19 protein-coding genes are annotated in these 18,491 nt (G+C 63.8%); 10 read left to right on the top strand and 9 right to left on the bottom strand.

Features of this window, described 5'->3' with window-relative positions:
- Positions 1 to 125: 125 nt before the first annotated feature.
- From BMI91_RS02260 to BMI91_RS02280, 5 genes are all read right to left on the bottom strand, one after another.
- Complete coding sequence (locus BMI91_RS02260; RefSeq protein ID WP_244176534.1) at positions 126 to 1,940, bottom strand: peptidoglycan D,D-transpeptidase FtsI family protein; 1,815 nt, start codon at positions 1,938 to 1,940, stop codon at positions 126 to 128.
- Entirely contained in the window at positions 1,940 to 2,317 is a 378-nt protein-coding gene (ftsL, locus tag BMI91_RS02265) for a cell division protein FtsL (RefSeq protein WP_078519471.1), read from the bottom strand. Before ftsL ends, BMI91_RS02260 begins: the two co-directional genes overlap by 1 nt.
- Positions 2,314 to 3,321, bottom strand: a complete 1,008-nt coding sequence (gene rsmH, locus BMI91_RS02270; RefSeq protein ID WP_078603832.1) for a 16S rRNA (cytosine(1402)-N(4))-methyltransferase RsmH — start codon at positions 3,319 to 3,321, stop codon at positions 2,314 to 2,316. The genes ftsL and rsmH overlap by 4 nt, the downstream gene beginning before the upstream one ends.
- A gap of 3 nt (positions 3,322 to 3,324) precedes the next feature.
- Positions 3,325 to 3,810 carry a division/cell wall cluster transcriptional repressor MraZ gene (gene mraZ / locus BMI91_RS02275; RefSeq protein ID WP_078520010.1) on the bottom strand — a complete coding sequence of 162 codons (486 nt, stop codon included), beginning with the start codon at positions 3,808 to 3,810 and terminating at the stop codon, positions 3,325 to 3,327.
- Positions 3,811 to 4,532: 722 nt separating this feature from the next.
- Complete coding sequence (locus BMI91_RS02280) at positions 4,533 to 5,621, bottom strand: Mrp/NBP35 family ATP-binding protein (protein ID WP_078603833.1); 1,089 nt, start codon at positions 5,619 to 5,621, stop codon at positions 4,533 to 4,535.
- Between the two features lie 339 nt (positions 5,622 to 5,960).
- Here BMI91_RS02280 and BMI91_RS02285 point away from each other — a divergent pair, with 339 nt between their 5' ends.
- On the top strand, positions 5,961 to 6,164 hold the full coding sequence (locus BMI91_RS02285; protein ID WP_078519474.1) for a DUF1127 domain-containing protein: 204 nt from the start codon (positions 5,961 to 5,963) through the stop codon (positions 6,162 to 6,164).
- A gap of 685 nt (positions 6,165 to 6,849) precedes the next feature.
- A complete protein-coding gene (locus tag BMI91_RS02290) occupies positions 6,850 to 7,632 on the top strand; it encodes a 23S rRNA (adenine(2030)-N(6))-methyltransferase RlmJ (protein ID WP_078604447.1) in 783 nt (260 codons plus the stop codon).
- Here the strand turns inward: BMI91_RS02290 and mntR are convergent.
- Positions 7,615 to 8,040 carry a manganese-binding transcriptional regulator MntR gene (mntR, locus tag BMI91_RS02295; RefSeq protein WP_078519476.1) on the bottom strand — a complete coding sequence of 142 codons (426 nt, stop codon included), beginning with the start codon at positions 8,038 to 8,040 and terminating at the stop codon, positions 7,615 to 7,617. The two genes, BMI91_RS02290 and mntR, sit on opposite strands and share 18 nt — an antisense overlap.
- A gap of 202 nt (positions 8,041 to 8,242) precedes the next feature.
- Here mntR and BMI91_RS02300 point away from each other — a divergent pair, with 202 nt between their 5' ends.
- From BMI91_RS02300 to BMI91_RS02320, 5 genes are all read left to right on the top strand, one after another.
- The gene (locus tag BMI91_RS02300) at positions 8,243 to 9,544 is read left to right on the top strand and encodes an Nramp family divalent metal transporter (protein WP_078603834.1); all 1,302 of its coding nucleotides are present in this window, start codon (positions 8,243 to 8,245) and stop codon (positions 9,542 to 9,544) included.
- Positions 9,545 to 9,766: 222 nt separating this feature from the next.
- Positions 9,767 to 11,362, top strand: a complete 1,596-nt coding sequence (locus BMI91_RS02305; RefSeq protein WP_078519478.1) for a peptide chain release factor 3 — start codon at positions 9,767 to 9,769, stop codon at positions 11,360 to 11,362.
- A gap of 67 nt (positions 11,363 to 11,429) precedes the next feature.
- Positions 11,430 to 11,792 (top strand): hypothetical protein, encoded by a 363-nt coding sequence (locus BMI91_RS02310; RefSeq protein ID WP_244176535.1) that lies wholly within the window; start codon positions 11,430 to 11,432, stop codon positions 11,790 to 11,792.
- A 53-nt stretch (positions 11,793 to 11,845) separates the two neighbouring features.
- Positions 11,846 to 12,313, top strand: a complete 468-nt coding sequence (locus BMI91_RS02315) for a DUF6869 domain-containing protein (protein WP_078519479.1) — start codon at positions 11,846 to 11,848, stop codon at positions 12,311 to 12,313.
- A gap of 98 nt (positions 12,314 to 12,411) precedes the next feature.
- Entirely contained in the window at positions 12,412 to 13,128 is a 717-nt protein-coding gene (locus tag BMI91_RS02320; protein ID WP_146683988.1) for a C40 family peptidase, read from the top strand.
- Positions 13,129 to 13,216: 88 nt separating this feature from the next.
- Here BMI91_RS02320 and BMI91_RS02325 read toward each other — a convergent pair whose 3' ends face one another.
- Positions 13,217 to 13,546: a HesB/IscA family protein gene (locus BMI91_RS02325; RefSeq protein WP_078519481.1), complete on the bottom strand. Its 330-nt coding sequence runs from the start codon at positions 13,544 to 13,546 to the stop codon at positions 13,217 to 13,219.
- 93 nt (positions 13,547 to 13,639) lie between these two features.
- Between BMI91_RS02325 and BMI91_RS02330 the strand changes: the two genes are divergently transcribed.
- Together BMI91_RS02330 and BMI91_RS02335 are read left to right on the top strand one after the other, a co-directional pair.
- Positions 13,640 to 14,851: a deoxyguanosinetriphosphate triphosphohydrolase gene (locus tag BMI91_RS02330; protein WP_075774417.1), complete on the top strand. Its 1,212-nt coding sequence runs from the start codon at positions 13,640 to 13,642 to the stop codon at positions 14,849 to 14,851.
- 60 nt (positions 14,852 to 14,911) lie between these two features.
- Positions 14,912 to 15,334, top strand: a complete 423-nt coding sequence (locus BMI91_RS02335; protein ID WP_078603835.1) for an OsmC family protein — start codon at positions 14,912 to 14,914, stop codon at positions 15,332 to 15,334.
- Between the two features lie 70 nt (positions 15,335 to 15,404).
- On the opposite strand, the gene BMI91_RS02340 is transcribed toward BMI91_RS02335, so the two are convergent.
- Both BMI91_RS02340 and BMI91_RS02345 read right to left on the bottom strand, forming a co-directional pair.
- The gene (locus BMI91_RS02340; RefSeq protein WP_078546524.1) at positions 15,405 to 16,094 is read right to left on the bottom strand and encodes a glutathione S-transferase N-terminal domain-containing protein; all 690 of its coding nucleotides are present in this window, start codon (positions 16,092 to 16,094) and stop codon (positions 15,405 to 15,407) included.
- Between the two features lie 34 nt (positions 16,095 to 16,128).
- Positions 16,129 to 17,046, bottom strand: coding sequence for an alpha/beta fold hydrolase (locus BMI91_RS02345; RefSeq protein ID WP_078570207.1), 918 nt, complete (start codon positions 17,044 to 17,046; stop codon positions 16,129 to 16,131).
- A 209-nt stretch (positions 17,047 to 17,255) separates the two neighbouring features.
- Between BMI91_RS02345 and BMI91_RS02350 the strand changes: the two genes are divergently transcribed.
- On the top strand, positions 17,256 to 18,431 hold the full coding sequence (locus tag BMI91_RS02350; RefSeq protein WP_078603836.1) for an aminotransferase class I/II-fold pyridoxal phosphate-dependent enzyme: 1,176 nt from the start codon (positions 17,256 to 17,258) through the stop codon (positions 18,429 to 18,431).
- The last annotated feature ends 60 nt before the right edge of the window (positions 18,432 to 18,491 follow it).

Genomic DNA, 18,491 nt, shown 5'->3' on the forward strand with positions numbered 1-18,491 from the left:
CCTTCATTCAGCTTGCCGCACTTATCCGGCGACGCGTCTGCGAGGTCAAGGCGACAGGCCCTTCCCCCGGTCTCTTTGCGCGAGTTCATGCGCGTGGCGCGAGACCCGCTGCCAGCCCGGAAAGGTCAGTCTTTCTTGACGAGGCTGATGCCGTCGAGCGTGTCGGGCGTGGTCGGTTCGGGGCGCAGGCCCAGAAGCGGCGCGACACGGCGGATCGTCTCGGCAGCGACCGGCACGGCGGTCCAGCCCGCGGTGCGACGCGGCGTGTCGCCGGAGGTATCCGTCGGCTCGTCCAGCGTGAGAACCAGCACATATTCGGGGTTGGTCACAGGGAAGACGCCCGCGAAGGTCGAGATCACCTTCTTGTCGTAATAGCCGCCCTGCGGATCGGGCTTGTCGGCGGTGCCGGTCTTGCCCGCGACCTGATAGCCCGCGACATTGCCGTAGCTCGCCGTACCGCGCGTCACCACGGCGCGCATCATCGCCAGCGCCTTGCGGGCCACCGCCGGAGACACGACCTGCGCGCCTTCGGGGGCCCCGAATTCCTGCTTATGCGGCTTGCGCGGACCGCCGTTGGCGATCAGCGTCGGCAGCACGCGCCGCCCATCATTGGCGATCGTCGCATAGGCCGTTGCGAGCTGCAGCGGGCTGTCGGAGAGACCGTGGCCGTAGCCGATGGTCATCGCGGACAGCTCCGACCAGTTCTTCGGCAGAATCGGGCGGCCCGTCGGCGCCTCGATCAGCTCCACCGGCGAGGGCTCCAGAAGGCCCAGCTTGCCGAGGAATTCGCGCTGCTTCTCGGGGCCGATCTTCTGGACGATCCGCGCAGTGCCGATATTCGAGCTGTGCACGATCACATCCGTGACCGACAACTGCTTGCCGTAATTGTGGAAATCGTGGATGCGGAACTTGCCCCAGCGCAGCGGCCCCTTGGTGTCGATCATCGTCTCGGGCGTGACCAGACCGTCCTGCATCGCCTGAGACACAGCGAAAATCTTGAAGGTGGAGCCCAGCTCGTACATCCCCTGAACCGCGCGGTTGAACAGCGGGCTGTCGGAGGGATCGCCTTTCAGAAGCGGCGCGGGCCGGTCGTTGGGGTCGAAATCGGGCAGGCTCGCCATCGCGACGATCTCGCCGGTCTGAACCTTCATCAGCACCGCCGTTGCGCCCTTGGCATTCATTAGCTTCATGCCGCCCGAGAGCACGTCTTCGAGCGCGGACTGCACGGTCAGATCGAGCGAGAGCTTCAGCGGCTGCCCGCCATTGGCCGGATCGCGCAGCCATTTGTCATATTCCTTCTCGATCCCGGCCACGCCGAGGATCTCGGCCGAGTTCACGCCCTCGGTGCCGTAGCGCGCGCCGCCAAGGATATGCGAGGCGAGGTGGCCGTTGGGATAAAGCCGCATCTCGCGCGGACCAAACAGAAGGCCGGGATCGCCGATATCATGGACCGCCTGCATCTGCTCGGGGCTGATGCGGCGCTTGATCCAGACGAATTTGCGATGACCGGTGAAATCCTTCTTCAGCCGCTCGCGGTCGAGATCGGGGAAGATCTTCACCAGCTTGTCCACGGTGCCTAGCGGGTCGATCATCATCGGCGGCTGTGCATAGAGCGAGTGGGTCAGCAGGTTGGTCGCGAGCACCCTGCCCTTGCGGTCGACGATATCGGCGCGTTGGGCGTGAATCTGCTCGGTCGTGGAATCGGTCTGCGGCTCTTCGGGGCGCGCGGCGGCGAAGGAGCCCATGCGCAGCCCCACCGTCAGGAAGGCCGCGAGGAAGATCACCGACATGACCAGCAGGCGGCCCTCGGCGCTTTGACGCGCTTTGTCGCGGGTGGCCTCGCCGCGCAGACGGCGGTTCTCGCGTTCGATCGCGTCGGGATTCTCACCCTTTTCGCGGGCGTCGAGAATACGGGCAAGGGGACGAAGGGGCGTGCGCATCAGTTCCCTCCCTCAGGATCGGCCTTGACCTCGATCGGGTCGGACAGGCCGGACAAATCGGCGTTCGACGCGTCTGCATCATCGGCCTGCGGCGTCGGATAGGCGATCTGCGCCACGGTCCCGAATTGCTCGGGCGTCATCGGCAGGAGACGCAGCGAGGTGAAGTTGAGATTGACCAGTTCGCGAAGGCGCTGCGGGCGGTTGAGATAGGCCCATTCGGCGTTGAGCACGGACAGCCCCTCGTTGAGCGAGGCGATTTCCCGGTTGAGGTCGCGCAGCTCGTCGATCCGGTCCTGCGTGTCGTAGTTGACGTGATAGGCCCAGAAGGCGAGCGCGAGGACACAGGCGGAGGCGGCAAGATAGGCAAGCAGTCTCAACGGCGTTTCCCCTTCTTTTCCCCGGTGACGAGCTTCGGAAGCCCCAATTGCGTGCGATCGGCCTTGCCCGCAGGCGCATTCGTGCGCCGTCCCACCCGAAGCCGGGCCGAGCGTGCACGCGGATTTTCAGCCAGCTCCTCTGCGTCGGGCCCGTCGCCTTTGACGGTAATCTCAAACGCGGGATCAAGGGTTTGCTGAACCGGCGCGTGGCGCGACCCGCCCCCGCCCGTCGACGAGCGCGCCGCAAAGAAGCGCTTCACCACCCGGTCTTCGAGCGAATGGAAGCTGACCACAGCCAGAAGCCCGCCGGGTTTCAGCGCGCGCTCCGCGGCTTCCAACCCCTCGATGAGCTGGCCGAATTCGTCGTTCACCGCGATGCGCAGCCCCTGGAAGCTGCGCGTGGCGGGATGGCTCTGCCCCGGTTTCGGGCGCGGCAGGCAGCGCTCGATCACTTTGACCAGCTGCTGTGTGGTCTCGAAAGGCTGGGTCTTGCGCGCTTCGACAATAGCCTTGGCGATCCGGCGCGAGGCGCGCTCCTCGCCATATTGATAAAGGATATCCGCGAGTTCGGCTTCGTCCGTCTCATTCACCAGATCGGCCGCCGAAGGCCCTTCCTGCGACATCCGCATATCGAGCGGCCCGTCGCGCATGAAAGAAAACCCGCGATCCGCCTGATCGAGCTGCATCGAGGAGACGCCAAGATCCAGCACCACGCCGTCGAGCAATTCGTCGCTATAGGTATCGAGTTCGGAGAAGGTGCCCTCGACCAGCTCCAGCCGGTCGCCATACTCGCCGCGCCACGCCTCGGCCATCTCGAACACGGCCGGGTCGCGGTCGACGCCGATCACCTTGTCGGCGCCCGCCTCCAGCAATCCGCGCGCATAACCGCCCGCGCCGAAGGTTCCGTCAAGCCAGGTCCCAGAGACAGGCGCGACCGCCCGAAGGAGCGGCCGCAGCAAAACCGGGACGTGGGGGGCGTCTGGCAGGGCGTCCCGATCCGTCATGGCTCACCCCTGCGACAATAGGCTGAGCGGGTCGAAATCTTCGCCCTGCTCCTCGATCCATTGATCGATATTGGCTTCATCGGCAGCGGCGAAGGTCTCGGGGTTCCAGATCTCGAAGGTCTCGCCCACGCCGGAGAAATAGGCCTCCTTGTCGAGACCGATCTTCGTGCGCAAAGCCGCCGGGAGAACCAGGCGGCCATCGGGATCGACTTCGGTCGGGTGCGATTTGGACAGAACCATCCGCTGCAGGATCGTGCGCTGCTTAGAGCCGCGCGGCAGCGCCGCGATATCGGCGGCCAGCGCCTCGAAGGCGGCCTGCGTGTAGATCTGGAGCATTTTCTGGGTGTCGGCACCGTAGACGATGACCATGCGGGGGCGATCTTTGTTCGGGCGCTCGGGGTCGCCCTCTTCCAGCTCACGACGAAACAGCGCGGGGATCGACACGCGACCCTTACTGTCCACCTTGAAAGTGTATTCGCCTATGAACATGCCCGCCAAAGCGCGCTCCTATCACCTGTCCCGCCGGGCGGGGCCCGAAATGAAAACAGCGGATTGGGCTGCTGCCACTGCCCAATCCGCCGCCCTCGTTCCCATTACTGGGTATGTCCGACTGCACGCGCCACCTGGGGGGATGGGGATATCTGCTCGCTCGCGCGCCGGATCTCTTTGTTTTCGTGAAGCGATGGCCTGTATGAAACCTGCATTTCGCCGTGAGGTCTTAGTGCCTCTATTTGTCTTCGCTTCCGATGAATTAGGGATGCCATGGGAATTCATGGCACGCAAGAAAAAAGTTGCCGAATACTGGGCATATGTTGTTCGGGAGGAGACTTCATTACAAGGTGTTGCGCCGAGATCGGACCACACCTAGCGAAAGCATGACGTAGATTTACTATATATGGTAGAAAAACCGGAGCCGTCAGAGCTTCCCGTAAAATCCCAAAAATTTTCGCCCAATGCGGAACCTGTGGTTTTTGAGCCGCAATTTGAACCCGCGACACCACTGATTTCAGCGCTCACCACAGGGTGATTTTGCGCGAGGACGCGTGAAGCGCGCGTGATTCCGCCCAGTATAATGGCGAATCTCCGCTCACATGCCTTCTACGCTCCCGTGAAGTTCCATGAAAGGTGCCATGATTTCCCATAACACCCCTGTGACCAGAAAAAAGGCGCCCGGATCGGGCGCCTTTCCAAATGTGACCTTGGTCCCGAGGTCAGATCAGATCGCGGTCGACCAGCCCCTGCGCAAGAGCGGCATAGCCCTCGGCCGCCGGCCCCTCGCTCGCCGCAATCGGGGTGCCCGCATCGCCGGCGAGCCGCACATCCAGATCGACAGGCAGCGCACCGAGGAAGGGCAGCCCGAGCGCTTTGGCTTCCGCAGCGACCCCGCCATGCCCGAAGAGATGTGCCTCGTGGCCGCAATTCGGGCAGACATAAGAAGACATGTTCTCGACCAGCCCGTGGATCGGGGTTTTCAGCCGCTGGAACATGTCGATCGCTTTCTTCGCATCGAGCAGCGCAACATCCTGCGGGGTCGAGACGATGATCGCCCCGTCCAGCTCGGTTTTCTGGCACAGCGTGAGCTGCACATCCCCCGTCCCCGGCGGCAGATCGATCAGCAGCACGTCGAGCGGGCCGTATTCGTCCCATTTCACCTGGAACAGCATCTGCTGCATCGCGCCCATCAGCATCGGGCCACGCCAGATCACCGCCTCGCTCTCTTTGAGCATGAGGCCGACCGACATCAGCGTGACGCCATGCGCCTGCAGCGGCAGGATCGTCTGACCGTCCGGCGAGGCGGGCCGCTTGCTCGCGCCCATCATGCGCGGCAGCGAGGGACCATAGATATCCGCGTCGAGCAGACCGACCTTCTTGCCCGCGCGCGTCAGCGCCACGGCGAGGTTGGACGCGACCGTGGATTTGCCCACGCCACCCTTGCCGGACCCGACAGCGATGATCTTCTTCACGCCCGGCACTTTTTGCGGACCTTGCTGGGGCTTGGGATGCCCGCCGATCGCGGGGCCGCGCTGTTGCGATTGCTGAGCGGTGCCGCCAAAACCGCGCGGCGCGCCCGCGGGCACCACCACCGTCACGCTCGTCACCTCGGGGAGCGCCTTGATCGCCGTTTCCAGCGTCGGGCGCATTGCTTCCAGTTCGGGCTGCGGCGCGCCTTCGAGCACGAAGCGCACCACGCCGTCTTGCACTGCAAGCGCGCGCACGAGATCGCGGCTGATCGCGGTCCCGCCGCCCGGCACTTCCACCGATTGCAACGTCGCAAGAACCGTTTCCTTGCTCAGAGCCATGCAGATTCCTCCATTCCCGGGTCCGTCATCGGCCCGACTGCTCGTGATTTGGCCGGAACTGTGGCGTTTTTGCCGCGCAGTTCAAGTCGAGAACTGCCCAAATGGTCAGGAATCCCCCAAACGCCCCAAGGCAAGCGCACATATCTTGCGTCTGCGTCGCGAAAATGGGTCAGAATCATTCATGCATTTTCTGCATGGCGGCAATGAGGCTTCCCGGCATTGTGCAGTCGCAGCATTAGCGCCATCTTTAGCCCAACGACGGAACACGAAGTAACGAATTCGGGCCGACAAGCTGGAACCGGCAGCGGCCCTCGCAAGTAGATAGATGAGGCTGAAACGATGGCACTCGTACAAGACATCCAACTGAACGAAGGCGGCTTCGCCGCGCTGAAATCGAAACTGACCGAAGCCCTGGCCCGCCGCAAGGTGTATCGCCAGACGCTCAACGAACTGCGCTCGCTCAACAGCCGCGAGCTGAACGACCTCGGGCTGCACAGCTCGATGATCACCCGCGTGGCCTACGAGGCCGCATACGGCAAGTAATTCGCTTCCCGAGCCCCTCTCCTCCTCCCTGGGGCTCAGGACTGCGGCGGCGCTCTCTCTCCTCCTCCCTGAGAGCGCCGCCACACCAAACATACCGGCCTCAAGCGGCGCGACGCTGCGATGCCGGATCCGAGCTGCCCGGATCTCTCTCTCCTCCTCCCTGAGAGATCCGCGCCGAGCAGGCGGCGACCTCTCTCCTCCTCCCTGAGGTCGCCGCCTATCACCGGCGGAAAGCTGCGACAGGCTGTCGCATGCTGCAGTGCAGCACTTGATATCCGGGCCGACAGGTCCAATGTGATACGAAAGGCCCTCTCCTCCTCCCTGGGCCGATCGTTTCGGCGGCACTCTCCTCCTCCTCCCTGAGGGTGCCGCCACAAAATACCGAGGGTCCTCTCCTCCTCCCTGGACCCGAGGGTGTGACGCCGCTTCCTCCTCCTCCCTGAAGCGGTGTCGACAGTGCCGAAGGGTCTCTCTCCTCCTCCCTGAGACCTGACGGCAGAAAAGAGACGGCGGCGCCCCTCCTCCTCCCTGGGCGCCGCCGTTTTCTTTTACTCTCCGACAGGCTGACACGATGGAGGGGCGCTGCCCCGCGCGCTTCGCGCGCCCCCGGGATATTTCGGCCAAGAAGAACGGCATTGCCCTCGCGCGCAGTGAACGGCAGGAAGGGCGCAAGGAGACCGAACCAATGCTGTCTTACCAACACGCCTATCACGCCGGAAATCTGGCCGATGTGCACAAGCACGCGCTGCTTGCGTCTGCGCTCGATTACCTGACGCGCAAGGACAAGCCGCTGAGCTATCTCGAAACCCATGCCGGGCGCGGGCTTTATGCGCTCGACGGGGCGGAGGCCGCGAAGACCGGCGAGGCGGCGGCCGGGATTGCGCGGGTGGAAGGCTTGGGCTGGTTCGCGCCCGATCATCCCTACATGCGCGCGCTGGCCGCTGTGCGGGCGCAACACGGGGCGCAGGCCTATCCGGGTTCGCCTTTGGTGGCACAAGCGCTTTTGCGGCCGATGGACACGATTCAGCTATGTGAACTGCACCCGCAGGAATTTTCCGCCCTGCGCACGGCCATGCGGCGAAGCGGCGCGGTCCCGCACAAGGCCGACGGGCGCGAGATGGCGCTGGCGCTTACGCCCCCCACCCCGCGTCGCGGGATGATGCTGATCGATCCGAGCTTCGAGGAGAAGGCCGACTACACGGCGATGCCGAAGCTGATCGGCCATATCGCGAAAAAATGGAACGTCGGCATCATCGCGCTTTGGTATCCGATGCTGGCCTCGGGCGCACACGAGACGATGGTCCGCACCCTGCGCCGCGATTTCCCCGAGGCGCAGAGCCATGAGGTGCGATTCCCGCCCGCGCGCGAAGGCCACGGCATGATCGGCTCTGGGATGTTTATCGTGAACGCGCCCTGGGGTCTTGCGGGCGAGGCCGAGCGGCTGTCGGAGCTATTTGCCAGCCTTTGACGCGAGGAAGGCCTCGAACGCTTCAAGCGTGCGGGACGAGACATGGTGCTCGATCCCTTCGGCGTCGATCTCCGCGACCTCTTCCGGCACGCCCACGGCGCGCAACAGGGCCACTACGGTCCGGTGGCGTTCGCGCACCTGATCGGCCAGCGCCTCCCCCGTCTCCGTCAGGAACACCCCGCGATAGGGCCGCGACACGGCCAGCCCTTCGCGTTTGAGCCGCGCCACGGCTTTCGTCGCGGTCGGATGGGCCACCCCGAGTCGCGCCGCGATCTCGGTAATCCGCGCCTCGCCGAATTCCGCCGTCAGATCGGCGATCATCTCGACATAATCTTCCAAGAGCGCGCGCGCCGCACGCTCTCGGGCCCGGTTGAACCCCTTGATCTGGGAGGGATCGGTGTCAGTCATTCGCCTGCCTTGACGGTCGTGGTCTCGGTACCAGTCGGGGGCCTGTCGGGCGCCATTTCCGGAGCGGACCGGATAACCCGTCACGCCCGATATGCCAAGCAAAGCTTCGCGCGGCGCGCGTTGTGCTGTCAACGAAAATTAGCCACTTGCGAATCTTGTAGCCAAGGCTACATTTCGCAGGAGCAGCATAAACGAGGGCCCAATGACTGAACTAACCCGCAAGGAAAACATGACGAGCCGCACCCGCACGGCGATGGAGGCCGTGCTGTCGGGCAACCGGCGCGGCGGGTATCTGTTGTTCTTCGGGCCGGCGGTGATCGCCTCGGTCGCCTATATGGACCCGGGCAATTACGCGACGAATATTCAGGCGGGCGCGGGCTATGGCTATGCGCTTTTGTGGGTCGTGCTGGGGGCGAACCTGATTGCGATGCTGTTTCAGGCGATCTCGGCGCGCGTGGGTATCGTCACTGGTAAGAACCTCGCGGAACTCTCGCGCGAGAATTTCTCGAAACCCGTGACGATCGCGATGTGGATCGTCTCGGAGATCGCGGCGATGGCCACCGATCTGGCGGAGTTTCTGGGCGGCGCGTTGGGGCTTTCGCTCCTGTTCGGCTGGCCGCTGATCTGGGGGATGGGAGTCACCGCCGTCGTCACCTATGCAATCTTGATGTTCGAGCGCGGCGGTTTCCGCCCGATGGAGATCGTGATCGGTGCGCTCGTGGCGCTCATCGGGGCGTGCTACCTCGCCGAGATGTTCGTGGCGCCGGTCGACTGGTCCGGGGCCGTGGCGGGGATGTTCGCGCCCTCGATGCCAGATGCGACGGCGCTGACGATCTCGGTGGGCATCATCGGTGCGACCGTGATGCCGCATGCGATTTTCCTCCATTCCGGCCTGACGCAGAACCGCGCCCTGACGCGTGATCCGGTGCAGAAGGCGCGACTGGTGAAGTTCTCCAACCGCGAGGTGATCATCGCGCTCGCGATTGCGGGCATGGTCAATATGGCGATGGTGATCATGGCGGCCTCGGCCTTCCATAGCGGGCATTCCGAAGTGGCCGAGATCGAGACCGCCTATCACACGCTGACGCCGCTCTTGGGCGGGTTCGCGGCGGCAGCCTTCCTGACCTCGCTGATTGCCTCGGGGGTTTCCTCCTCGGTCGTCGGCACGATGGCGGGGCAGATGATCATGCAAGGCTTCATCCGCCGTCGCATCCCGGTCTGGCTGCGCCGGGTCATCACGATGGCGCCCGCCTTCGTCGTCGTCTGGCTGGGGGTGAACACGACCGACGCGCTGGTGATGAGTCAGGTGGTGCTGTCGATCGCCCTGCCCGTCCCGATGGTCGCACTGCTGATCTTCGCACGGCGCAGCGACATCATGGGCAAATTCGCCTTGCGCGGGCCGCTGTTCTGGTTCGCCGTACTGGGCGCGCTCATCGTGCTGGGGCTGAATTTCGTGCTGCTCTGGCAATCGGCCGGGCTGCCGGTGCCGGGTCTGGTGAGCTAAGCCAGACGGAGCGAGAGGGGGCGCTGCCCCCTCTTGGCTGCGCCAATTCACCCCCGGGATATTTCCGCCAAGAGGAAGGCCACGCGGGATTGCACTTCGCTTTGGTCAAAATATCCCGGGGAGCGCGTCAGCGCGGGGGCGGAGCCCCCCTCTGCATGACAACCCCGGCGCCCCCCATCGCCGCGATTGCAAGGCGCGCGCGGGCAGGCTAAACGAGCGCGCATGATGAACCGTCCCGCGCTCCCGCCCGAAATCGCCCGTCGCCGCACCTTCGCGATCATCTCGCACCCGGATGCGGGCAAGACCACCTTGACCGAGAAGTTCCTGCTTTTCGGCGGCGCCATTCAGATGGCGGGACAGGTGCGTGCCAAGGGCGAGGCGCGACGGACGCGTTCGGACTTCATGAAGATGGAACAGGATCGCGGGATTTCGGTATCGGCCTCGGCCATGTCCTTCGAGTATCGCGACTTCCGCTACAACCTCGTCGACACGCCCGGCCACTCGGATTTCTCGGAAGATACCTACCGGACGCTGACGGCGGTCGATGCGGCGATCATGGTGATCGACGGCGCGAAGGGCGTGGAAAGTCAGACCCGGAAGCTTTTCGAGGTCTGCCGTCTGCGCGACCTGCCGATCTTGACCTTCTGTAACAAGATGGACCGCGAGAGCCGGGATACGTTCGAGATCATCGACGAAATTCAGGAAAACCTCGCGATCGACGTGGCGCCTGCCAGCTGGCCGATCGGGATGGGCCGCGATTTCCTCGGCTGCTACGACATGCTGCACGACCGGCTGGAGCTGATGGATCGCGCCGATCGCAACAAGGTGGCGGAATCGATCAAGATCAGCGGGTTGGACGACCCGAAACTGGCCGAGCATGTGCCCGCCGACCAGCTCGAAAAGCTGAAAGAGGAAGTCGAGATGGCGCGCGAGTTGCTGCCCGCTTTCGATCGCCAGAGCTTCCTCGAGGGACACCTGACGCCGATCTGGTTCGGCTCGGCGATCAATAGCTTCGGCGTTAAGGAACTGATGGACGGGATCGGCGAATTCGGCCCCGAGCCGGAGGTCTTCAAATCCGCTGAGCGCGATGTGGCCCCCGAGGAGAAGAAAGTCGCGGGTTTCGTCTTCAAGGTGCAAGCGAACATGGACCCCAAGCACCGCGACCGCGTGGCCTTCGTACGCCTCGTCTCGGGTCATTTCACCCGCGGACAAAAGCTGCTGCATGTGCGCTCGAAAAAGCAGATGGCCGTGTCGAACCCGGTTCTGTTCCTTGCCGCCGACCGCGAACTGGCGGAAGAGGCCTGGGGCGGCGATATCATCGGTATTCCGAACCACGGCCAACTGCGCATCGGCGATGCGCTGACCGAGGGCGAGGCGCTGCGCTTCACCGGCATCCCGAGCTTTGCGCCGGAACTGCTGCAGTCGGTGCGCGCGACCGATCCGATGAAGGGCAAGCATCTGGAGAAGGCGCTGATGCAATTCGCCGAAGAGGGCGCTGCGAAAGTGTTCAAGCCCGCGATCGGCTCGGGCTTCATCGTGGGCGTCGTCGGCGCGCTGCAATTCGAGGTGCTGGCCAGCCGGATCGAGCAGGAATACGGCATCCCCGTGCGGTTCGAGGCCTCGCAATTCACCTCGGCCCGTTGGGTGCTGGGCGACAAAGCGGCGGTCGAAAAGCTGGTCAACGCCAACAAACAGCACATCTCCTATGATCACGACGGCGACGTGGTGTTCCTGACCCGCCTGCAATGGGACATCGACCGGGTCGAGCGCGACTATGAGGGCGTGACGCTGTCGGCGACCAAGGAAATGATGCAGTAAATAATCTACTGGACTCAAAAGTCTTAGTGTTACGGTAGTTTTGTTAATTCATAACTACGGTGCTGAGATGAAAAGAGTTTTGATTGCCTTTTTCATGGTTTTGTCAGGGTGTGCCTCACAGATTATGGACTCCTATGTCGGCAAATCGATATCGGAACCGGTGTTGGATTACGGGCCACCTATGAACGTCCTTGATCTGCCGGACGGGTCGAGGGCCTATCAGTGGAAAATGTCAGATTCCGGCGCGGTTCCAATTGTGACACCGACGACCTCGACCGTTTATGGGCCTGCCGGACTGGCGACCGTCTCAGGTAGCCAAACGAACTGGGTTCCCTACAGCAAAACCTGCGTCTACACGCTGCTGGCAAAGCCAAATGGAAAAGACTGGGTCGTTACCGGTTATCGAAAACCGACTTTTAACTGTGAATAACTTCGCTATCTCGGATACGAGTGTAGCTATGCGCGAGAAGAGAAGAACTTTATATGACCACCCCCCTTCCCCCCGAACTCGTTTCGATCCTGTGCAACGAGGCCAGCGCGCCGGAAGACGTGCGCACGGTCGAGGCGCTGGTCGATCTGTGGCTGGCCGACAATGCCGAGGAGCCCGAGGGCGAGGAGTTCCCGTGGTCGGTGCTCTGTGTGTTCGAACTGCGCGAATATCCCGAGGTTCTCTGGACCTTCATCCGCAAGGCGCTGACGGGGGCCACGACGATCTGGCAGGTGGTGATGCTCGCCGCCGGGCCGCTGGAGGATCTGGTGGCGGAACATGGCGCGGAGTTCATCGAGCGGATCGAGCGCGAGGCGCGCCATTCCGCGCGCTTCCGCTTTGCGCTGACGGGCGTCTGGCCGCAGGGCGAGGAAGACCCCACCCTTTGGGCGCGGATCGAGAAGGCGCGCGCGGCGGCGATGGATACGGGGCTCGATATGGGCGGGCCGCTGCCGCCGAAATGAGCGCAGGCGTATCGCGCGCCAATTAACGAAAATCACATCTTTGCGCCTGAGCTGTGCGGCAGCGCGCGCCGGACCTACCTCTGAGCAAGGAGGAGATCATGGCGCAGCTGTCTCGGGTGTCCGGCAAGAGAATGGCGCGGTTCCTGCAAAAGCAGACCCGCTTCTACCAGCCCTTCGGCGTGATCCCGACCCGCGCGCTGCGCGCCACGCTGCGTCCCGGCGATGTGCTTCTGGTCGAGGGCGACCGGCGGATCTCGGCGGCCATCAAATATCTCACCCATTCCACATGGTCGCATGCAGCCTTCTATTCGGGCGGCCCGCCCGGTGGCGAACTGATCGAGGCCGATCTGGAGGCAGGCGTGCGGATTGCGGGGCTGGCGGCCTATGCACATCTCAACACGCGCATCTGCCGCCCCGTGGGGCTTGGGCACGACCAGATCGAAGAGGTGATCGACTACATGCAGAGCGCGGTCGGGCGGCAATATGATCTGAAGAACGTGATCGACCTCGTGCGGTATTTGCTACCGCGCCCGCCTGTGCCGCATCGATTTCGGCGGCGGATGCTGGCTTTGGGATCAGGCGACCCGACGCGCGCGATCTGTTCGACCGTGATCGCCGAGGCGTTTCATTCGGTCCATTACCCGATCCTGCCCGATATCGAGATGGGCAGCGCCGACAGTCAGGGCGAGATTCTGCATATCCGGCACTCGTCCCTGTTCACGCCGCGCGATTTCGATCTCTCGCCCTATTTCGATGTGATCAAGCCGACGCTGGAAGACGGGTTCGATTTTCGCAAATTGCCACTGGAGGAATGACGCCGAAGGAGGGGAGCCTCCGGCGGGGATATTTATATCAAGAGGAAGCGAGGATGCGCCTTTCAGATAAGGCGCATCGCCTGCGTCGTTACATCGCGAAGGAGACGCCGCAGCCGCAGGAACTCGACGCGTTCGGGTTCTCGATCACGAAGCGCGCGCCGATCAGTTCTTCGGTGAAGTCGATAGTGGCGTTCTCGAGGAAGGGCAGCGAGACCGGGTCGATCAGCACCTTCTGGCCCGCGCCTTCAAGCACGATGTCGTCGCCTGCAGGCGTCTCTTCGAGCTTGATATCATACTGAAAACCGGAACAGCCGCCGCCCTCGACGGCCACGCGCAGCGCTTGCGGCGCCTCGCGACCTTCATTGATTTCCGCCAGACGCGCAAAGGCGCGCTCGGTCACTTTCGGAGGGAGTTGCATCGGATTGGCCTTCCTGACCCCACGGGGCCTGTATTTCCGTCACATCCGAGATATAGGAGGGCCGAAGCGTGCCGACAAGACGAGGTTTTACCAGTGCTCAAGCCCTATGCCTGCCAGCCCGGCGAGAGCCGCGGGCGGCTTCACCCCGAAAGCATGTCCACTTTCCGCTCGCCGTTCCAGCGCGATCGGGACCGGATCATCCACTCCTCAGCCTTCCGACGGCTCAAGCACAAGACGCAGGTCTTCGTCGAACATGAGGGCGATTATTACCGCACGCGCCTGACCCACACGATCGAGGTGGCGCAGGTCGCGCGCACCATCGCGGGGACGCTGGGGTTGAACACCGATTTGGCCGAGGCGGTGGCGCTGGCGCATGATCTGGGCCATCCGCCCTTCGGGCATACTGGCGAAGATGCGCTGGCCGAGCTGATGAAGCCCTATGGGGGCTTCGATCACAATGCTCAGGCGCTGCGGATCGTGACCAAGCTGGAGAAGCATTACGCGGGCTTCGACGGGCTGAACCTGACCTGGGAGACGCTGGAAGGTATCGCCAAGCACAACGGGCCCGCGATTTCCGACAAGGGCGGCTCGCACAGCTTCCCGAGCCGCGAGGAACTGCCCTATGCGCTGGCCGAGGTCGATGCGGCCTGGGATCTGGAGCTGGAGACCAATGCCAGCGCCGAGGCGCAGGTGGCGGCGGTGGCCGATGACGTGGCCTATAACCACCACGATCTGCATGACGGCCTTCGCGCGGGGCTCTTCGACGAGGATGACCTGTGCGAATTGCCGGTGATTGGGGCCTGTTTCGCCGAGGTGGACAAGCTGCATCCCGGTCTCGACCGCACGCGCCGCCAGCACGAGGCGCTGCGCCGGGTCTTCGGCGTGATGGTCGAGGACGTGATCGCAGTGGCCGAGAACCGGCTGACTTCGCTCGGGCCGCAATCGGTCGATGATATCCGCCAGATGGACGGGCCGATCATCCGCTTCTCGAAGCCGCTCTATCAAAGCCTCAAGGTGCTCAAGCAGTTCCTGTTCGAGCGTATGTATCGCGCGCCCTCCGTGGTGGTGGAGCGCAAGCGCGTGACCGAAATGATCAACGCGCTGTTCCCGCTGTTCATGGAACGCCCGGAGCTTCTGCCCGAGGAATGGCAGGAGGAAGTCTCCCGCGCGCGCATCCTCGGCGGCGACTGCACCCGGCCCGAATCGAAGCAGGCGCTGGCGCGGGTCGTGCTCGATTACGTGGCCGGGATGACGGACCGCTTCGCCATTCAGGAATATGATAGGCTGGTGGGGCGCGGGCGCTGAAGCGGAACAACTGGCGTTCCGTCTCGTTGTCTCCGCGAATGCAACGCATAGGAGGGATTCATGATCCGCAAGCACGCATCGGCCCATTGGGAAGGCACCATCAAGGGCGGCAAAGGCACGATTTCGACCGAGAGCGGCGCGCTGAAGTCGCAGCCCTACGGTTTTAACACCCGGTTCGAGGATGAGCCCGGTTCGAATCCCGAGGAATTGATCGGCGCGGCTCACGCGTCCTGCTTCTCGATGGCGCTGTCGCTTCAGCTCGAGCAGGCAGGCGTCTCGGACGTCGTGATAGACACCAAGGCGGAAATCTCGCTCGACAAGGAAGGCGACGGCTTCGCGGTGAAGAAATCCGCGCTGACCTCGACCGTGAAAGGTACTGGCGACGAGGAGGCCATCCGCAAGGCGGCCGAGGGCGCCAAGGAAGGCTGTCCGATCTCGAAACTTCTGAGCTGCGAGATCACGCTGGACCTGACGATCAACTGAGCAGGTTTTGATGTATCAAAGCAAAAGGGCGCCCGGTGAGGCGCCCTTTTTCATGTCTTGGGTCTCGCGTTCAGCGCTTGAAGAGATGCTTCTGCGCTTCGCGGCTCGAATTGTCGCTGCGCTCATCGGCAGAGAGGGCCCGGCCCGCTTTGACGCCCGGGCGGTCGCCGACTTCGTCGAGCCAGCGCTTCAGGTTCGGCTTGTCGTCGAGCGTCTGCTCCTGCCCTTCCCAGAGCGAAGCCCACCCCCAGGACGCCATATCCGCGATCGAGTAGAAATCGCCCGCGAGGTAGCGGGTCTCGGCCAGACGGCGGTCCATGACGCCATAAAGACGACCGGTTTCAGCCCGGTAGCGATCCTTCGCATAAGGAAGGTCCTGCGACGGCTCCAGCTTGGGCGCGTATTTCAGGAAGTGGTGCGCCTGACCGGCCATCGGGCCGAGCCCGCCGACCTGCCAGAACAGCCATTCGTCGACCGCGATCCGGTCGCGCTCGGTCTCACCGTAGAACTGACCAGTCTTGCGGGCGAGGTATTGCAGGATCGCGCCGCTCTCGAAGATCGAGACGGGTTCGCCATCCGGGCCGTCGCGGTCGATGATCGCGGGCATCCGGTTGTTGGGCGAGATTTTCAGGAATTCCGGCTCGAATTGCTCGCCCTTGCCGATATTCACCAGGTGGGTCTCGTAGGGCAGGCCCATCTCTTCGAGCGCGATGGAAATTTTCCAGCCGTTCGGCGTGGGCCAATAATAAAGGTCGATCATGGGGTCTCCGTCAGGTTAGGCGGCAGGTTCCGCTCTACTTTGCCGCACGCTGGAACGAGGGCAATGCGAAACCCGGTGTGCGCGGACGCGCAAACAGGCGCGACCAGCGGGGGTCTTGCGCCTTGGGGAGTGCTTCGGCGAGAAAGGGAAGCGGCAGCCGGTCGGGCTGGCGCAGCACTTGACGGTAAAGGTCGAACAGCCCCTCGCGCATGTAGCAGGCGAAATGGCACACGCGTTTCGCGGGCGGGGCGACGGGATAGCCGAGATCTTCGAGCACCTCGATCACTTCGGGCGCGTCGATCTGCAGGTCAAGCCAGTTGCGCATCGGCTGCGACAGGCCATTTCCCAAAGACCGCTCGCGCCCGCCCGCGACGCCCCACTCGAACAGGAAATCGAACAGGTCGTTGTCGCGGCTGGTGACGTTGAGTACCTCGCAGCTGCGGCCCGCAGGGCTCGCCATCGCCTCTTCGGCGCGGCTCTGGAATTCCGCGGCGGCCAGCAGCACCATCCGCGCGACTTGCCCCGCATGGGCATGGCGCAGGGCCCGCAGGGCGACCCGCGCGCCCATTGAATGGCCGATGATGCCCACCGGACGCCCGGTCGCGGCATGAAGCGCGCCGATCAGGCGGGCAAGGCGCTGTGCGGCGATCTCGGCCATGTCGTAGATCCGGGTCAGCCGCCCCGTCGATTGCCAGCTGAACGCGATGCCCAGCCCTTCGCCAGGATTGCTGCCGTCGAAGCCGAGCGCGCGCGGCCAGCTGATCGCGGTATGCAGATTGAAGCTCGGCTCCATCGCGAAGATATGCTGATATGGATCGCGCCCCTCGACGCCCGCCGCATAGCCGTAGCCGTGGATCATCAAGACGACCGGGGCACCCTCTGGCAGCGCGCGCGCCTGAGCGATGACATCGGCGGGCAGCTCGGAGCTGGCATGGACCTTGAGAAGCGGCATTTGGGCCTCGGGGGAGGAGCGCAGGCGCGGGTTGTTGTTCTAATCCGAACGCGGCTTTTCGTCGGAAAGTTCCCGTGCCCTCGCGTGAGCCTGCAGCGACGGTACGCATTCGTTTTGTGCGATCGTGACATCGCCGCTATGCGTTGACCCAGCGCCGCCTGCGCGCTATCGCAGCCCCAAGCCGCGACAGACCGCCGCAGGAGGCACCGATGACCGAGCGCAAGACCCGCACCAAACTCGTCCATGACGGCATTCGCCGCAGCCAATATGGCGAGCTGGCCGAGGCGATGTTCCTGACGCAGGGCTTTGCCTACCCCTCGGCCGAAGCCGCCGAGGCGCGGTTCCTCAACGCCTCCGATGATGAGTTCATCTATGCGCGCTACGGCAACCCCACTACGCGCATGTTCGAAGACCGAATGGCCTCGATCGAAGGCACTGAAGACGCTTTCGCCTGCGCCTCCGGCATGGCCGCGATCAACGGCGCGCTGACCTGCCTCGTGAAGGCGGGCGATCACATCGTGGCAGCGCGCCAGATGTTCGGCTCCTGCCTGCATGTGCTGAAAGTTCTGCAGGGCTTCGGCGTCGACGTGACGCTGGTCGACGGCACCGATCTCGACGCGTGGCGCGCCGCGATGCGTCCCGAGACGAAGGTCTGCTTCTTCGAGAGCGTCTCGAATCCCGGCCTCGAAGTGATGGATGTCGCGGGCATCGTGAAAATCGCCCATGAGGGCGGCGCGACGGTGGTAGTCGACAACGTCTTCGCCTCGCCGATCTTCTCGCGTGCAGTGGAGCTTGGCGCAGATGTGATCGTCTATTCCGCGACCAAGCACATTGATGGCGGCGGGCGCGTGCTCGGCGGTGTCGTACTCGGCACGAAGGAATATATCCGCGGTCCGCTTGAGACCTATGTGAAGCACACCGGCGGCGCGATGAGCCCGTTCCACGCCTGGGTTCTGCTGAGCGGGTTGCAGACGCTCGACCTGCGGGTGCGCGCGCAGGCGGCCAACGCGGCTGCCGTGGCCAGCGCCGTGGCAGGTCATGAGAAACTCGCCCGCACCGTCTATCCCGGCCTGATGGATCATCCCCAACATGCATTGGCGATGGAGCAGATGGGCTCGGGCGGCACAATGCTCGCGCTCGACCTGAAGGGCGGCAAGGAGGCGGCGTTCCGCTTCCTCAACGCGCTGCAGATCGTGTCGATCTCGAACAACCTCGGCGATGCGAAATCCATCGCGACCCATCCGGCGACGACGACCCACAAGAACCTGTCGGAAGAGGAGCGGGAGGCGATCGCGATTACGCCTGGTCTGATCCGCATCTCGATGGGGATCGAGGACGGGGGCGACCTGATCGCCGACATCAAGGGGGCGCTCGACGCGGCCTGAACGGGGTGAACCGATTGCCGCGATCCGGCGTATTGTCTTGGACATCGCCCTCAAAAACCC

Source organism: Thioclava sediminum, assembly GCF_002020355.1.
GTDB lineage: Bacteria > Pseudomonadota > Alphaproteobacteria > Rhodobacterales > Rhodobacteraceae > Thioclava > Thioclava sediminum.

Coding starts and splice junctions, on each gene's coding strand:
- BMI91_RS02260 (WP_244176534.1), bottom strand. CDS start 1,940: ATGCGCACGCCCCTTCGTCCCCTTGCCCGTATTCTCGACGCCCGCGAA.
- rsmH (WP_078603832.1), bottom strand. CDS start 3,321: ATGACGGATCGGGACGCCCTGCCAGACGCCCCCCACGTCCCGGTTTTG.
- mraZ (WP_078520010.1), bottom strand. CDS start 3,810: ATGTTCATAGGCGAATACACTTTCAAGGTGGACAGTAAGGGTCGCGTG.
- BMI91_RS02280 (WP_078603833.1), bottom strand. CDS start 5,621: ATGGCTCTGAGCAAGGAAACGGTTCTTGCGACGTTGCAATCGGTGGAA.
- BMI91_RS02285 (WP_078519474.1), top strand. CDS start 5,961: ATGGCACTCGTACAAGACATCCAACTGAACGAAGGCGGCTTCGCCGCG.
- BMI91_RS02290 (WP_078604447.1), top strand. CDS start 6,850: ATGCTGTCTTACCAACACGCCTATCACGCCGGAAATCTGGCCGATGTG.
- mntR (WP_078519476.1), bottom strand. CDS start 8,040: ATGACTGACACCGATCCCTCCCAGATCAAGGGGTTCAACCGGGCCCGA.
- BMI91_RS02300 (WP_078603834.1), top strand. CDS start 8,243: ATGACTGAACTAACCCGCAAGGAAAACATGACGAGCCGCACCCGCACG.
- BMI91_RS02305 (WP_078519478.1), top strand. CDS start 9,767: ATGATGAACCGTCCCGCGCTCCCGCCCGAAATCGCCCGTCGCCGCACC.
- BMI91_RS02310 (WP_244176535.1), top strand. CDS start 11,430: ATGAAAAGAGTTTTGATTGCCTTTTTCATGGTTTTGTCAGGGTGTGCC.
- BMI91_RS02315 (WP_078519479.1), top strand. CDS start 11,846: ATGACCACCCCCCTTCCCCCCGAACTCGTTTCGATCCTGTGCAACGAG.
- BMI91_RS02320 (WP_146683988.1), top strand. CDS start 12,412: ATGGCGCAGCTGTCTCGGGTGTCCGGCAAGAGAATGGCGCGGTTCCTG.
- BMI91_RS02325 (WP_078519481.1), bottom strand. CDS start 13,546: ATGCAACTCCCTCCGAAAGTGACCGAGCGCGCCTTTGCGCGTCTGGCG.
- BMI91_RS02335 (WP_078603835.1), top strand. CDS start 14,912: ATGATCCGCAAGCACGCATCGGCCCATTGGGAAGGCACCATCAAGGGC.
- BMI91_RS02340 (WP_078546524.1), bottom strand. CDS start 16,094: ATGATCGACCTTTATTATTGGCCCACGCCGAACGGCTGGAAAATTTCC.
- BMI91_RS02345 (WP_078570207.1), bottom strand. CDS start 17,046: ATGCCGCTTCTCAAGGTCCATGCCAGCTCCGAGCTGCCCGCCGATGTC.
- BMI91_RS02350 (WP_078603836.1), top strand. CDS start 17,256: ATGACCGAGCGCAAGACCCGCACCAAACTCGTCCATGACGGCATTCGC.